We start from the raw sequence: 14,922 nt of genomic DNA, 5'->3' as shown, positions 1-14,922 counted from the left end.
GGAGCAAGATGATGCAAAAAGTCGTGAATGTGAATGGGATCGAGATCGCCAACGACAAACCCTTCGTGCTGTTTGGTGGCATGAATGTGCTGGAGTCTCGTGACCTGGCTATGTCCATGTGCGAAACCTACGTCAAGGTGACTGAAAAACTGGGCATCCCGCTGATCTTCAAGGCGAGCTGGGACAAAGCCAACCGTTCTTCCGTGCACTCCTACCGTGGGCCAGGGCTTGAAGAAGGGTTGAAAATCTTTCAAGAGCTGAAGCAGACCTTTGGTGTATCCCTGATCACCGATGTGCATGAAACCTGGCAGGCAAAACCCGTCTCCGAAGTGGTGGATGTACTGCAGTTGCCGGCATTTCTGGCGCGGCAAACCGATCTGGTCGAGGCTCTGGCGCGGACTGGCAATGCTATCAATGTCAAAAAGCCCCAGTTCCTGAGTCCGGGTCAGATCAAGAATATTGTCGAGAAGTTCGCCGAGTGTGGCAATGACCGGGTGATCCTGTGCGAACGGGGCGTCAATTTCGGCTACGACAACCTGGTGGTGGACATGCTGGGCTTTGGGGTGATGAAGCAGGCTAGCCAGGGTTCTCCAGTGATCTTTGATGTGACTCATGCCTTGCAGTGCCGGGATCCACTGGGTGCGGCATCCGGTGGCCGCCGTGAGCAGGTCGTCGAACTGGCGCGCGCCGGTATGGCCGTCGGACTGGGGGGCTTGTTTATTGAATCGCACCCGAATCCGGATGCTGCCCGTTGCGATGGCCCGAGTGCCTTGCCATTGGCCAAGCTAGAACCCTTCTTGCAGCAGATGAAGGCGATTGACGAGCTGGTCAAGGGCTTTGCCGAGCTGGATACCCGCGGCTAAGTTACATCGGTTACCCGATAGCCATCAAAAGAAGCCCCGGCATGCCGGGGCTTTTTTGTTGCTCAAGTACTGGGTGTTTCGTACTGCATTTTCCGGTATTGGGATTGTTATGTGGGAGGGAACTCCCTGGACATCCGCATGGGATGGAGGGAGGGGTATTAACGCTCGTAGCGGAAGAAGTACTGACGGGTCGCCGGAGTGGAATAGCGATCATCATTTTCTTTGCTGCTGAGCAGTCCGGTTACATTCTTGAAGATATTTTTCATCTGAAACTCCTTGGTTCGGGTTAAATATGAGCTCGATAAATATGTGATCCAGCTCACGAATAATCCTATGGATCTCTGGACACAGGATCAAGTTAATTTTTTGTTAATCTCATTGTTTTTATTATGAATTCGTTTTCATAGCACTTGAAAACGCATTCATTGAGATCCAATCGACACATTAAATATTGTGATCTGTGTCACGCGATGGGCGGCTATATGATTCGGAGCCGGTAAGCTTGGGCCTTACCACGACCAAGGAAGGATGAACGGCTACTGGCAGCGTGCATCTGAGGGGCGATGAGTGGAGTCGAAGTCGTATTTTGCTCTATCGATGGGATTGCATGGCATTGGGTCCGATCCGGTAACCAATAAATTGTTGGTGTTGAAATGCGGCCTTGGTGTTATTTGGCACTGGTGTGATCTTGGTGCCAGGGCAGGTTGGGTGATGGATGAACTGTGGGTCAGCGTTTGACCCTGATCGGGAAAATATGGTGCGGAATTGTTGGGTGTTGTCACCTCGTTGGGCGACCCTGTATCAGTTATCTCTCATCCGAGTGATGCACTGGATGAGGCCTGGTGACTCGTTAGCGAACATACCCGAAATGGTATTGACGGGTGGCTGGCGCCAGACGTGGTGCATCAGACTTGCTGTTTAACCGCTCGGTGACGTTCTTGATGATGTTTTTCATGGTCATATCCTCATGTCGCAGATGGACTGGTGCTGGCGATTTATTAACGCTCGTAACGGAAGAAGTATTGGCGAGTTGCCGGTGCCAGACGTGTTGTGTCGGACTTACCATTCAGCAGCTCAGAGACGTTCTTCAGAATATTTTTCATGGTATTGCTCCTTGAGTGAGTGTTTGAGGTTTCACTGTTTTGTGACTGCCCTCACAAATCATCCTAGTGAGACATATTTGACCAATCAAGTTAAATTTGTGTGAAAGCCATTGTTTTTATTATGAATTCGTTTTCAAAGCTTTGAAAACGTATAGCAAAAAAACTCAATTGAGACACGCTGAAGCGTGATCTGCATCACTAAGCTCTCCTCAGATAACGGCCGAGATGCTTGTTTCGCTGGCAGGACGGTTATTTTTGCAAACACCACTAGACGACCGGTCTAATGGTGAGTAAAGTCTCGGTCATGGGGCAGGTAAGTTGAGCTTGTCTGTTGTAGGCCAGAGCCAACCGTCAGCGCGAGACCGGGGTCTGGACAATTCTGCATTCGATATAGAGGAATAAATTGATGAATATTCTGATGGTCTTGACCTCGCATGAGGATTTGGGGAATACCGGCTTGAAAACAGGGTTCTGGTTAGAAGAGTTTGCGGCCCCCTATTATGTTTTCAAGGATGCTGGTGCGACGGTTACCTTGGCTTCCCCACTCGGCGGACAACCGCCCCTGGATCCAAAGAGCGATGATCCTGCGTTCCAGACCGAGGCGACCCATAGATTTAAACAGGATGCTGAAGGACAGGCATTGCTCGCGAGTACGCGGCGCCTGGCTGAGGTTAACTCCGCCGATTATGACGCTGTTTTCTATCCGGGGGGGCATGGTCCGCTGTGGGATCTGGCCGAAGATCCGCTGTCGATTGCCTTGATTGAACAGTTTTCCTCGGCGCAAAAACCTGTGGCCGCGGTTTGCCATGCTCCCGGAGTCTTCCGTCATACCCAGGCTGCTGATGGACAACCGTTGGTGTCCGGCAAACGCGTGACCGGTTTTACCAACACCGAAGAGGCGGCGGTCGAGCTGACGGATGTGGTGCCATTTCTGGTCGAAGATATGCTCAAGGCTAATGGCGGCGAGTATTTAAAAGGCGCGGATTGGCTGCCGTTTGTGGTGACTGATGGCACCTTGATCACGGGGCAGAATCCAGCTTCGTCCGAAGCAGTGGCAATGAGTTTGCTGCAGGTCTTGGCTGCTCGCTGATCGACTCGTTTCATGGCCCGGGTTGCTCACGGCATCCCGGGCGCTCCTTAGAGAGTTCATCTCGATGATTGGTGCAAGAGTGACGAAACAGTTGCTCTGTTTATGCGGCGATTAGCTGCGCCTTACACCACTCTGCTGCTCATTTTCCCCATTCTTGTCGCGGGCCCGTTGCTTCTTGTGAAGACAGGATCCGTACGTTACTCAAGGTGATCACCCGACCGGCTCGCATCATGATGCAGCGTCCTTGTTCGAATCTGCAGTTCATTACAGGGTTTTGGGACAATGTTCGGGGTTATATGGCCCCGATCCGGGTCCTTGTGTGGTTTATTCCTGGCCGTTTCCCGATTTATCTGGAGTGGGGCAATGGGGCACCCTATAATTCCGCGCATTAGGAAAAGTTATGCGAAGAGCCCATGTCCCGTCGTCTCCCGCCACTCAATGCGCTCAAGGCATTTGAAGCTGCTGCTCGCCATCTGAGCTTTACTCGTGCAGCCGAAGAGCTGTTCGTGACCCAAGCGGCCATCAGCCACCAGATCAAGGGTCTGGAGGATTTTTTGGGCATCAAGCTGTTCCGGCGTCGAAATAGAACCCTGTTGCTGACCGAAGAGGGACAGAGCTATTTTCTGGATATCAAGGATATTTTTGGTGCCATTGTCGATGCCACGGACAAACTCGTTGCGCGTAGTGCCAAAGGTTCCCTGACGGTCACCCTGCAGCCGAGTTTTGCCATCCAGTGGCTGGTTCCGCGCCTGGTCCGGTTCAGTGAGCGACATCCAGAAATCGATGTCCGGATTAAAGCGGTGGATATGGATGAGGGCTCGCTCAGTGATGACGTGGATGTGGCTATTTACTATGGGCGCGGTCACTGGCCCGGTCTGCGTTGCTATAAGTTGCATACCGAGTTTTTGATGCCAGTCTGCTCGCCGCTGCTGTTAGCGAGCGGGCGTCCATTACGACAACCGGCCGATCTGGAGTGGCAAACCCTGCTTCATGATGGCTCACGGCGTGATTGGCATAATTGGCTAAAAGAGGTTGGGGTAGAAATCCCCAATGTTAGCCAAGGGCCAATCTTCAGCCACTCCAGCATGGTGATCCAGGCCGCTGTCCATGGTCAGGGGGTCGCATTGGGACACAGTGTCCTGTCTCAACCAGAAATCGAGGCGGGTCGTCTGGTATGTCCGTTTGAACAGGTGCTGGAGAGCAAGAACGCCTATTACCTGGTGTGTCAGGAGAACCAGGCTGAACAGGGTAAGATCGCCGCATTCCGAGACTGGATGCTGGCGCTGGTCGAACAGGAAGAGTTGCAACGGCGCAATCGTCTGCTGGCTCACGTCTGACCCCACAATTTATGACCTCAGGGTTACCATGATGAGTAGAACCAGGCGACTGGTACTGCGGAGGAAAGAATGAATAATTTGTTGTTTTATTGCCGTCCGGGCTTTGAAAAAGAGATTGCTGCCGAGATCCAGGATAAAGCAGTGGCGCTGGAGTGTTTTGGTTTCTCCCGGGTCAAAGATAACTCCGGTTATGCAATTTTCGAATGCTACGAAGCGGCTGATGCCGACAAGCTTGCCCGCCGGTTGCCATTTCGCGAGTTGGTGTTTGCTCGCCAGATGATGGTGATGACCCATGAGTTGACCGGTATGGATCTGGCGGATCGTATTGCGCCGATCATAGCCGCCACCGCTGAGTACAGTGTTTGTGGTGAGCTGCGGGTCGAGACTCCCGACACCAACGATGCCAAGGAGCTGACCACTTTCTGCCGTAAATTCAGTGTGCCCTTGCGTCAGGCGCTACGTGCTGCAGGTAAGTTGACTAAGGAAGAGACCCATCGTCGCCCCGTGCTGCATGTCCTGTTTCTGGCGAATGACCACGCTGTGGTTGGTTATTCCTACACCAACAATAATTCCCCTTTTCATATGGGGATCCCGCGACTGAAGTTTCCGTCCGATGCTCCGAGTCGTTCAACGTTGAAACTCGAAGAAGCATTCCATGTCTTCGTCCCGGAAGACGAATGGGATGTGCGTCTGACCTCGGGTCTGAATGCGGTCGATTTGGGTGCTAGCCCTGGCGGTTGGACCTATCAGCTGGTGCGTCGCGGCATGATGGTCAGTGCGGTAGATAATGGGCCCATGGCCGAGTCCTTGATGGATAGTGGTCAGGTCAAGCATATCCGGGATGATGGTTTCCGTTATCGTCCATCCAGGAAGAATACCTACTGGCTGGTGTGTGACATGGTGGAAAAGCCGGCGCGGGTCACCCACCTGATCGCATCCTGGTTCCGGGATGGCCTGTGCGAAGAGGCGATGTTCAACCTGAAGTTGCCCATGAAGCGCCGCTACAGCGAGGTGGAGCACAATCTGGAAGTCTTACGCGAGTGGTTGCGTGAGCTGGAGGGTGACTTTGTGGTGCAGGCGAAACAGCTGTATCACGATCGGGAAGAGGTGACGGTGCATGTCTACGACTTGAAGCAGCTGGCTCGCCGCAAATCGGGTGCCTTTCAGTAATCTAGCTTTACTATTCGTGATTCGCATACTAAAACGCCGTCCTCTGGACGGCGTTGCTATTTTCAGGCTGTTACCACGTCAGCGGTTTGCCATCGTAGCTTAAGAATTGGCCGCTGGTTCCCGCGGGCAGTCGATCCAGCGTCTCCAACAGGGTCACGGCGCACTCATCGGCTTCAACCACAGCACCTTCGCCCCCCATCTGGGTTTTTACCCAGCCTGGGTGTACCGCCAAAACATGGACGCCATCTCCGGCCAAGTCGATGGACAGACTCTTGACGACGGCGTTCAGTGCCGCTTTGCTGGAGCGATAGAGGTAACTGCCACCCTCCTGATTCAGCTCGATGGAACCCATGACGCTGCTGATACAGACCAGGGTGCGGCGCTCGCTGTCTTTGAGGTTATCAAAAAAGTGTTCGACCAGTCGTAACGGCGCCATGCTGTTGATGGCAAAGACCTCGGCCCAGGCGTGATAGTCCACTTGACCGAAGCCTTGTAATTGCGGCCCCAGGACGCCGGCATTGGCAACCAGCAGGTCTATGACCTGGTCACCGATGGCGTGTTTGAGATGGAGATAATCTTCGCCGCGGCTGACGTCCAACTGATGGATGGACAGGTTGGGGTAAATCTCGGACAGCTGATGCAGAGCCCGGGCATTATAGGGGTCTCGACAGCATGCGATGACCTGATCATCACGCCGTAGACAGGCGTGCGTCAGGGCAAGACCTATGCCCCGGTTGGCGCCGGTGATCAGTACGGTCTGGCTCATATAGCCTCCTTGGTCGGGATAGTGTGAGCGGGCCGACTAGCGGGATGAGCCGTCAGCGGGCTGCGAGTAACGAATGGACTTCAAGTTAAAGCCTAGTGGAATATCTAGTCGCAGGCGTACCAAAGTTTGCGCGAGGTGCGCTGCGGCGGCTTGTTCCTGCACCCGTTTGACCAATCGATGGGCATCGGGCGGCTGGGCCAGTATCTGTTCCAGAGAGCCGAACTCTTGTAGCAGGGCGGTTGCACTCTTGGCACCAATGCCGGCGACGCCTTTGATATGACTACCGCTCACCCCGGATAAGGCCCAATAGTCGACCAGTTGCTCCGCTTTGATGCCGTATTGGCTAAGTACAAATTCCTGATCCAACCAGCGACGGTTGAAGTAATCGCGGATCTGCAAACCGCTGGGTAACAGTTGGCAGAATCCCTTATCGGTGGAGATCAATGTCACCTGCTGCTGCCGTTGAGTGAGTTGATGGCTCAAAGTGGCAATCAGATCGTCAGCCTCATCCCCGGCGGTCAACAGGGAGTCGACTCCGCACTGCCACAAGGTGGCCTGTAACTGCTCCATGCCCTGCTGTAGCTCCTCGGGCATCGGGGTTCGCCCCAGTTTGTAGTCTGGATAGATGCTATGTCGCCAACTGGGTTGCTCGCCGTCAAATACGGCAATCACATGGCTTGGACGAACCTCATTCAGAATACCTTGGACTGTGTTCAGCAAGCGTTGCTGGGTGGCCAGCAACAGGGCGGTTGCATCCAGGGGCTGTTTGCCCAGTGCGGCGTGCAAGCGGCGGATCAGGTTCAGGGCATCAAAAATTAGCAGATGGGCCATGGCGTGATTCATCAAAGTAAACGGGCTCCCGCAGGAGCCCGATGATTAACGGACTATCTCGTAACAGGGAATGTATTCGCTGCCGGGTAGTTTCATTCGTCCTTGATGGACGAAACTCTTGAGCAGTTTGTCCATCAACTTCATCAACTCCTTGTCACCATGCAATTGGAAGGGGCCACGGCGCTCGATGGCGCGGATCCCTGATTCCTTGACATTGCCGGCGACAATCCCGGAAAACGCCCGCCGCAAGTTGGCGGCAAGTTGTGCAGGCGGTTGATCCCAATGCAGATCCAGACTGGCCATGGTGTCATGGTCAGGTTCGAACGGCAGTTGAAATTCCGGCTCAATCTTCAACGACCAGTTGAAGGAGTAGGCATCCCCGGTAGCTTTGCGGTGTTCCCGAACCTTCGGCATGGCCTGTTTCATCGCCTGGGCCACAGCCACCGGATCATCGATTATGATCTGGTAGTGACGAGTAGCCGCTTCCCCCAGGGTTTGACGAATAAAACTGTCGAGGGTGTCGAAGTAGGCGGCACTTTCTTTCGGTCCTGTGAGGATCAGCGGCATTGGATGGTGCGCGTTAGCTGGGTTCATCTTGATGCCGAGAATATAGAGCAACTCCTCGGCCGTGCCGACCCCGCCAGGGAAGATGATGATGCCATGCCCCAGACGCACGAACGCCTCCAGACGCTTTTCAATATCCGGCAGTATGACCAGCTCGGTTACAATTGGATTCGGCGGCTCGGCGGCAATAATCGAGGGTTCGGTGAGACCGAGAAAACGCGGGTTGGTATGGCGCTGCTTGGCGTGGCCAACCGCGGCCCCTTTCATCGGCCCTTCCATGGCGCCAGGGCCACAACCGGTACAGATGTTCAGCTCCCGCAACCCCATCTGGTGCCCGACTTCGCGGGTATAGCGATATTCGATTGGGTTGATGGAATGACCGCCCCAACAGACCACCAGATTGGGTTCATCACCGGAACGAACCACCCGGGCATTGCGCAGGATCGAGAAAATCCAGTTGGTGATATGCACCGAGCGGGTGAGATTCAGCGTGCAATCGGCGTCCATCCGGTTGCTGACATACAGAATGTCGCGCAGCACCGAAAACAGATGCTCCTGAATACCACGGATCAGTTCGCCATCGACAAACGCCGCTTCCGGGGCATTGAAAAGCTCTAATTTGACACCCCGCTCCCGACGAATGATGTTGATATCAAAGGCTTTATGCTTCTCCAGTATTTCTTTGGAGCTATCGGTATGACTGCCGCAATTGAGGACGGCCAAGGAGCAATTGCGGAATAATTGGTAGGTTTCACCTGCGGCTGCAAGTTTAAGCTGATCGACTTCGAGCTGGGTCAGCAGCTCGAGGCTGCCGGCCGGATTGACATAGGTAATCATGAGACCCCCTGATACCGCTTCTTGTTGTGTTTATGTTTCCAGGGCGGTGGCTTATCCACCTGTCACTGCGTTGTGTCATCTTGATCGGGCATGATGAGTACCCTCCAGATCGGAATCCGTTCTCGAGGGACATCATGGCTCAGTCGGCATAAATAATCCGGTCGCGACCGCCGTTTTTGGCTTCATAAAGAGCCTTATCTGCGCGCTCGAAGGCTTCAATCGGTGAATCGCCACTGCGGAACAAGGTGGTGCCGATGGAAATCGTGATTTCAACCTTGTCATCTTTGAAGCGAAACGGGATGCCCTTGACCACATTTCGTAGTTTATCCAACGGCATCTGTATGTTGGTGGCATCAATGCCGGGCAGTAGCACCACAAATTCCTCGCCACCATAACGGGCGATAAAATCGGTCTCCCGCAGAGTCCGGCTCATGGCCCGAGCGATGACCTTCAGTGCTTTATCACCCGCCAGATGCCCGAAGCGATCATTGATGGATTTAAAATGGTCGATATCGATGATGGCTAGGCATAACGGTGCCTGATAGCGTAGCCAGCGCTTGTATTCCAGATCGAACCGTTCATCAAAGGCGGCCCGGTTAAAGACCTGGGTCAGGCTATCCAGCAGCAGTTTGTGTTTCTGCTGGGCCATCCGCTTCTTGTACTCGGAGGTCTCTTCTTTCATCTGGTTGAGCCGGTTCTCCATCATGCTCATCGTTTCCAGCAGTTGCTGTTCACGCTGCAGATGTCCCTGACGCTCCATGAGCAAACTCTGTAATTGGCTCAGATTGCTGCGAATACTGCTCTTGAGCAGCTCGAGTGTCTGTTGCTGATCCAGCTGATTGCTGATTTCATCCAGACGGGCATGAATGTCGTCCCCATTGCGCTGATGCTGCTGATGCAGGTTTCTGCCTTCATCAAGGGACTCGTGCAAGCGCAAATGCACGGCATTAAGACTGTCATTCAACCCGGAAAGAAATAGATGGGATTCACGACGTTCCTGACGCGCGCCTTCAATAATTAACTCCACCAACTGGAGGCAGAGCTCCGGGAGTTGCGCAAAATCAATGCCAGTCAGTAGCTTGCGCCGTACCTCGGCCAGCTCTTCACCGACTGGACCGGTAAAGTCGAGCTCGGTGATCAGCCGCTGTAACTCATCGCATAACCTATTGCGCAGTTGCTCATCATGCTTGGCGTTTTCTATCTCTTGCGGATCTTGAAGTGCTGCCGTTGGTTTGAGCAGTCCCGGGCGCAGTAACATGGCCCGCATTGCCTGCTGATAGAGCTCCAGCAACCGTGCTACTTGCCGTTGATGATCGGCAATCGCATAGGGCGAATCCTGATGCAGGAAGTCACGGGCTTCTTTGCGAATTTTTTCCGGGATCTCTTTGATGGCACTGAGATGACGACCACCTTCCTTGATGGTTTCTCGGGTTACGCGCAGGGACTCTTCAAGGGCGACCGCATGCTGTTGCAGCAGCTTCTCGACCACCTGGATATCATCAGAGAGCTGGTGTAATGGCGTTAATTCTTCAAAACGCTGCCGTAACTTGGCCAGTTTGTTATCCAACTCGCGGTCATGCCCACGACAAGCATGGGTCAGGCGCGTGATGAATTGTATGGCACAGATTCGTTCGGCATCCGTTTGTTCGGCAAGCACACCCAGCTCCAGTTCTTTTTGGTCCAGCCGTTCTCTGAGTTTGCTTAGTTGCCCAGCGATGGCAGATACATCATTCATGTCCAAGTTCCATACGGTATTACGCCATGGCTGGCTGAAAAGCAAAGAGGTGAATCGACTCACCCGTTAGACAATGTGCTGCCACTCGATCAGCTGTTTGCCATGTAGCGCGTTGACTTTGACAAGTCCTTTGTCAATGGCCTCCAGAGCCCGGGCTCTGAACACACCATTGAAAAATGCCGCTTGCTGACAGTCAATAGCAGAAAGCTCAACCCATGATGTTAGTTGGCACTTTTCGGCAATTTGGTCCGCCGCGGCTAGGGCGATCAGACTCAATTCAACCACATTGTGACTTTCTATCGCGCGCGGGCAGCGGGTGAGGAATGGAAAGTGCACCAATCCCATGACGACGCGATTATCCAGTTTCAGTTCGATCAGCATCTCGGTCAGGCGGGAAATCCAGAATTCTGCGCTGGCTACCAGGCTGCTACCCGGTGTGTGCGGTTGCAGCAGTAAAAAGCGACTCTCCGCCAGTTGATACAGCTGTTCACGCTCCGTGCACATGGCAATGAGGCGATCGGTCAGCGTCTGCTGCAATTGTTCCGCCTGCTCGGTGCCCACGCGTTCGCAGAGTCGGCGCAGTGCTGGCAAGCTGATATGGATGAAGTGTCGTGCATTATGCGTTAAATCATCATCCGGTTCACCGACATCCACTTCGGGACGCTGATCCAGCTGTTCCAGCGTTTCCTGGAGCTGGTACTGATTGGGGAGATGACTGAAGGGGGCTTGTCCTAACTGTTGTTTCAACTGGTGCATATTGGCGCTGGATTGGGTCTGTCGCCGATTCATGCGCAGTAATACGTAACACAGGACCCCAATCAATAATGTGGTTACCGCGGTCAACCAGAGATAACGGGTGCGCTCCTGAGCTAACTGTTGCTGCTGCTGTTTCAGGCTGTTGACATTACGCTCCAGTTCAACGCGTAAATAGTTGTCTCGAAATTGCTCATTCCCCTGATGTTGGTAGCGATTCGACGTCGCCTCGCTACCGGCAGCAAACTGTTTGAAGTGACTGAGAGCTTGCCGGAACAGCCCTTTTTGTTCATAGGCCTGGGAGAGCTGGTAATGCAATTCTGGAATGGCAGGAGCGGATAGATCCGACTGCGCCGGTACGCTTTCCAGCAAGGCAATGGCTAACTCTGGCTCATGCTGTTGCAGATGCAGCGCGCTGAGGGTGATCAGGGTGGCTAGTTCGCCTTGTCGATCCCGGTTGAGTTTGTAGCTGTTGCGTGCGGCGATGAGATAGGTTCGGGCGGCGGCTCGATTGCCGATTTTCAGGTAAGTTTTGCCAATTTCATGATTGAGATGGGCCAACGACAGCGGGCGATTGATGTTGCGATAAATATCCAGAGCGTTAAAAAGCAGGGAGAGTGCCAGATTGGGGTCATTGGCTTCGCGGTTTAGGGCCGCCAAACGGATCAAACCCTGGGCCAACCAGTCGCCATTGCCGATCCGCTGCCACTGATCGCAAGCCATCTCGCTAAAATGCAGCGCTTGGGACAGATTGCCATTTTGTTCAAAGATTAGGCTCATTTTTTCTGCGAGCTGAGCCTGGAGCAAGGTTTCATTCTGACTGATGGCGATGCGTAATGCATCGGCGTAGCTGGCTAAAGCCATCTCGTTTTGTTGGCGTGCGTCATGATAGTCACCGGAGAGGGTGAGGATCGCGATATCGAGTGCGGCCGGTAAGGTGTTGGTCGTGAGTAGATCACGCAAGTTGGCCAACTCTTTTTGCGCGATCTCGAAGCGGTGTAATTCAACATTCAGGCTGGTTTGTAACAATTGGGCATATAACGGCAATAGTGCGTTGCTCACGGTGGTGGTGCGCAGCTGGTGTTGTAGTTTCTGCAGTTGGGACTGTGCGGTTTTATAGTCGCTGTTCGCCAGCAGGGCCTGACGCCCGAGCTGGAAATAGGCGATGGCTTCAAGGGTGGGCAGGTTGAACTGATGCGCCTCTCGCGCCGCTTGAGTAAACATCTGTTGCGCCAAGACATCCTGGGATTGCCGGGTCAAACAGTGAGCGTAGATCAACGTTGCTTCCACGCTTTGCTGGCGGGTGCGGTAACGTTCGGTTGTCTCCCGGTAAGCGCTGGGATTCTGTGTCAGCGCCGGCAGCACCTTGTCCACGAGTTCGCGTTGTAAAAACTGCTGCGAGAGCTGAATGCAATGTTCAGGATGTGAGCTTTCCTGCTGCTGAGCCTCGACCAGGGGACCAGGCATCAGCGTGGTCTCCAAAGGCAGCGAGGGCAGTGCAAAACTAGAAAGAAGTAGAGTCAGCGATAACACGCGGGCACCATCCTGATTACAGCGATTGCATTCATGAGCCGCCTTACTGCCGGATCAAACGAAGATTGGCAGGCACAGGCTGCCAGTTACTCCGGAATGGATTGATATCTAATCCCCCCCGGCGCGTGTAGCGCGCATAGACGGTCAATTGTTCGGGCTGACAATAGTGCATCAAATCGACGAAAATACGCTCTACGCATTGTTCGTGAAATTCATTGTGTTGGCGGAATGAGACCAGATAACGCAGCAGAGCCTCATGATGGATTTGCTTGCCTCGGTAGTGTACCACCAGGCTACCCCAATCCGGTTGACTGGTGACCAGACAATTTGATTTCAGTAAATGGGAGTGCAATACCTCGTCAACCTCGACATCGGATGTTGCATGGAGCAACAGCTCGGGATCAAATTGGTAGCTATCGATAGCGATATCCAGATCATCGATGCAGGTCCCGGGAAGCCTCGCGATCTCATGGGGGGCATCGGAGAGTGAATAGAGGCTGACTTGGACTGGGCCGCCAGCACAGGCGGATAGATCCCGCTGCAGGGTGGCGCGCACTGTGTCGATATTGGCAAACTGCGTCTGATTGAAGCTGTTGAGATACAGTTTGAACGACTTGGACTCGATCAGGTTGCTACTGGTGGCAGGTACCGCTACCTCGCCAATGGCTACTTGCGGCTTACCTTTGGTATTCAACCATGAGAGCTCATACAGGGTCCAAAGATCGACACCGGTAAACGGCAGTGCGGCACCCAGTTGCAGGTCTTCCCGATTCAGACTGCGGGGAACGGGTTGCAACAAGTCTGGCGCATAGTGCGCCATATAATCCTGGCTTTTGCCTAGCGACAACCCTTGCAAAGCAGGGCTGTCATGGTAGCGAGCTTTGTGTGTCATGGCGCTCGGCCTCGAGTTAAAATACGGCTTTGCCTCATTGTGGGAAAAAGCGATGTCGAATCAAGTTGTTTCAGCAATGTCTGAATTGTTTGTGCGCTGGATGCGCTACCAACGACAGTCTGGAGGCCTACCTAGGCGTAGCTTTGATGCCGAATGGCGCTCACCCTGCGAAGTGGGTGATGTTTGGGATCAGCAGATTAGCTGGCAACCCGTCGCGAGGCCGGAAGCGGGAAGCATGGCGAATGTCGAATCGGGTCTGGAAATGGCTCTGCATGCGGATCTAGTAAGTTATTTTTGCCATTGGTATGCGGGAGCCTTGGCTTTTTCATTTAAAGGTTTGCGCGTTGAGCCCGTGTTAGCGTGGAATGCTTCTGATTTTGAGCGCTTACAGGAAAATCTGATCGGTCATGCGCTGATGCAGCGGCGCCTGCGCTTGCAGCCCACATTCTTTTTAGCTACCACGCGTTCGGATTCCCATGTGATCAGCCTTGATAATGCGAGTGGCGAGGTTTGTTATGAACGGCTTGGTCGTGAGCAACGCCAGCGACTAGCGCCCAACCTGGCAACCTTTTTGGCGCGACTGGAGCCATTACGGAATTAGTAATGCCCTCAGTCATGAGGGCTTTTTGCTGCTCTATATGTATATGTCCCAAGTTACTCGAATCGTTCTGTCATGATCCGAATACTACGGCGTAGCATCACTACCTCTTCCCGGAGTTGCGAAACCTCATCCCGTAGCTGCTGGATTTCAACCTGTAGCGGATCTACCGATTGCTCCGGATTGAGAGGTCTGGCTGCAGCAATGGGTTGCTCTTCACCGGCATTGCTTGTTGCCTGCTGGCGCCAGCGCTGGATCCCAGTAATCACATCCGGCATCGGGCAAGGGGCTGGCAGGCGGGCCTTGATCAAGGCGACGGATGGTTGTTTTCCTTCTGCGTGCAGTTGTCGTGCTATCTGCATGACGGTTTCTATCGACATTTAGCGTTCTCCGAACAAGTCGAGTCTCAATGATGAACGGTCGGGAAGGGGATGACGTTGTCGGCATGTTCCCGGTGACTATGCACCCGAAACAACGGATGGCGCAAACCGGTTAGAAATAACTCGCCCTGAGATTTGTCTTCCCCGGCTTCGCTGTATTCAAACGTAAAACACGAGGGTTTGTGCAACAACATTCGCAGCAACAGCGGCAGGATCTCTGCCTCGTGGCGGGCGATGGATATGAACTGCCACTGTTCACGACCGCAGTACTGATTGACCAGTCGTTCTGCCAGCTCCGCCTGTCGGCGTCGTTGCCAGAATTCGATGGCGATAACGAGTAAACCGCACAAAAACCAATATTCACTCATGGCGTTTTCCTCGATGGTGGCTGAACAGGGATGACATCTGCTGCGCAATATAGGGAACCGCTGCCGCTAATGCTATAGTGCGCGGCGATTTTTGGAGAATTG

13 protein-coding genes are annotated in these 14,922 nt (G+C 53.6%); 5 read left to right on the top strand and 8 right to left on the bottom strand.

Features of this window, described 5'->3' with window-relative positions; genetic code table 11:
- Positions 1-8 precede the first annotated feature (8 nt).
- From kdsA to rlmM, 4 genes are all read left to right on the top strand, one after another.
- Positions 9-863 (top strand): 3-deoxy-8-phosphooctulonate synthase, encoded by an 855-nt coding sequence (kdsA, locus tag ACZYUB_RS01245; RefSeq protein WP_463944877.1) that lies wholly within the window; start codon positions 9-11, stop codon positions 861-863.
- 1,509 nt (positions 864-2,372) lie between these two features.
- A complete protein-coding gene (locus ACZYUB_RS01240) occupies positions 2,373-3,056 on the top strand; it encodes a type 1 glutamine amidotransferase domain-containing protein (protein ID WP_463944875.1) in 684 nt (227 codons plus the stop codon).
- A 413-nt stretch (positions 3,057-3,469) separates the two neighbouring features.
- Positions 3,470-4,393: a transcriptional regulator GcvA gene (locus ACZYUB_RS01235; RefSeq protein WP_463944874.1), complete on the top strand. Its 924-nt coding sequence runs from the start codon at positions 3,470-3,472 to the stop codon at positions 4,391-4,393.
- A gap of 69 nt (positions 4,394-4,462) precedes the next feature.
- Positions 4,463-5,563, top strand: coding sequence for a 23S rRNA (cytidine(2498)-2'-O)-methyltransferase RlmM (gene rlmM / locus ACZYUB_RS01230; RefSeq protein WP_463944873.1), 1,101 nt, complete (start codon positions 4,463-4,465; stop codon positions 5,561-5,563).
- 70 nt (positions 5,564-5,633) lie between these two features.
- Here rlmM and ACZYUB_RS01225 read toward each other — a convergent pair whose 3' ends face one another.
- From ACZYUB_RS01225 to queF, 6 genes are all read right to left on the bottom strand, one after another.
- Positions 5,634-6,329 carry an SDR family oxidoreductase gene (locus ACZYUB_RS01225; protein ID WP_463944872.1) on the bottom strand — a complete coding sequence of 232 codons (696 nt, stop codon included), beginning with the start codon at positions 6,327-6,329 and terminating at the stop codon, positions 5,634-5,636.
- Between the two features lie 36 nt (positions 6,330-6,365).
- A complete protein-coding gene (gene xni / locus ACZYUB_RS01220; RefSeq protein ID WP_463944871.1) occupies positions 6,366-7,160 on the bottom strand; it encodes a flap endonuclease Xni in 795 nt (264 codons plus the stop codon).
- Positions 7,161-7,205: 45 nt separating this feature from the next.
- Positions 7,206-8,561: a nucleotide 5'-monophosphate nucleosidase PpnN gene (gene ppnN, locus ACZYUB_RS01215; protein WP_463944869.1), complete on the bottom strand. Its 1,356-nt coding sequence runs from the start codon at positions 8,559-8,561 to the stop codon at positions 7,206-7,208.
- Positions 8,562-8,700: 139 nt separating this feature from the next.
- On the bottom strand, positions 8,701-10,296 hold the full coding sequence (locus tag ACZYUB_RS01210; RefSeq protein ID WP_463944868.1) for a GGDEF domain-containing protein: 1,596 nt from the start codon (positions 10,294-10,296) through the stop codon (positions 8,701-8,703).
- 66 nt (positions 10,297-10,362) lie between these two features.
- Positions 10,363-12,516, bottom strand: coding sequence for a hypothetical protein (locus tag ACZYUB_RS01205; RefSeq protein WP_460882811.1), 2,154 nt, complete (start codon positions 12,514-12,516; stop codon positions 10,363-10,365).
- A 109-nt stretch (positions 12,517-12,625) separates the two neighbouring features.
- Entirely contained in the window at positions 12,626-13,474 is an 849-nt protein-coding gene (queF, locus tag ACZYUB_RS01200; protein ID WP_463944866.1) for an NADPH-dependent 7-cyano-7-deazaguanine reductase QueF, read from the bottom strand.
- Here queF and syd point away from each other — a divergent pair.
- Positions 13,473-14,075 carry a SecY-interacting protein gene (gene syd, locus ACZYUB_RS01195; protein ID WP_463944864.1) on the top strand — a complete coding sequence of 201 codons (603 nt, stop codon included), beginning with the start codon at positions 13,473-13,475 and terminating at the stop codon, positions 14,073-14,075. The two genes, queF and syd, sit on opposite strands and share 2 nt — an antisense overlap.
- A gap of 53 nt (positions 14,076-14,128) precedes the next feature.
- On the opposite strand, the gene ACZYUB_RS01190 is transcribed toward syd, so the two are convergent.
- Entirely contained in the window at positions 14,129-14,452 is a 324-nt protein-coding gene (locus ACZYUB_RS01190; protein ID WP_460882814.1) for a hypothetical protein, read from the bottom strand.
- Positions 14,453-14,478: 26 nt separating this feature from the next.
- Positions 14,479-14,820 (bottom strand): DUF3301 domain-containing protein, encoded by a 342-nt coding sequence (locus tag ACZYUB_RS01185; RefSeq protein WP_463944862.1) that lies wholly within the window; start codon positions 14,818-14,820, stop codon positions 14,479-14,481.
- Between the last annotated feature and the right edge of the window lie 102 nt (positions 14,821-14,922).

The sequence above is a fragment of the Pseudaeromonas sp. HNCC25DJ182 genome (assembly GCF_055413365.1).
This window is presented reverse-complemented; position numbering and strand designations above follow the sequence as displayed.

Excerpts from the sequence above, each read along its gene's own strand:
- kdsA (WP_463944877.1), top strand. The coding sequence starts at position 9 with ATGATGCAAAAAGTCGTGAATGTGAATGGGATCGAGATCGCCAACGAC.
- ACZYUB_RS01240 (WP_463944875.1), top strand. The coding sequence starts at position 2,373 with ATGAATATTCTGATGGTCTTGACCTCGCATGAGGATTTGGGGAATACC.
- ACZYUB_RS01235 (WP_463944874.1), top strand. The coding sequence starts at position 3,470 with ATGTCCCGTCGTCTCCCGCCACTCAATGCGCTCAAGGCATTTGAAGCT.
- rlmM (WP_463944873.1), top strand. The coding sequence starts at position 4,463 with ATGAATAATTTGTTGTTTTATTGCCGTCCGGGCTTTGAAAAAGAGATT.
- ACZYUB_RS01225 (WP_463944872.1), bottom strand. The coding sequence starts at position 6,329 with ATGAGCCAGACCGTACTGATCACCGGCGCCAACCGGGGCATAGGTCTT.
- xni (WP_463944871.1), bottom strand. The coding sequence starts at position 7,160 with ATGGCCCATCTGCTAATTTTTGATGCCCTGAACCTGATCCGCCGCTTG.
- ppnN (WP_463944869.1), bottom strand. The coding sequence starts at position 8,561 with ATGATTACCTATGTCAATCCGGCCGGCAGCCTCGAGCTGCTGACCCAG.
- ACZYUB_RS01210 (WP_463944868.1), bottom strand. The coding sequence starts at position 10,296 with ATGAATGATGTATCTGCCATCGCTGGGCAACTAAGCAAACTCAGAGAA.
- ACZYUB_RS01205 (WP_460882811.1), bottom strand. The coding sequence starts at position 12,516 with ATGCCTGGTCCCCTGGTCGAGGCTCAGCAGCAGGAAAGCTCACATCCT.
- syd (WP_463944864.1), top strand. The coding sequence starts at position 13,473 with ATGGCGCTCGGCCTCGAGTTAAAATACGGCTTTGCCTCATTGTGGGAA.
- queF (WP_463944866.1), bottom strand. The coding sequence starts at position 13,474 with ATGACACACAAAGCTCGCTACCATGACAGCCCTGCTTTGCAAGGGTTG.
- ACZYUB_RS01190 (WP_460882814.1), bottom strand. The coding sequence starts at position 14,452 with ATGTCGATAGAAACCGTCATGCAGATAGCACGACAACTGCACGCAGAA.
- ACZYUB_RS01185 (WP_463944862.1), bottom strand. The coding sequence starts at position 14,820 with ATGAGTGAATATTGGTTTTTGTGCGGTTTACTCGTTATCGCCATCGAA.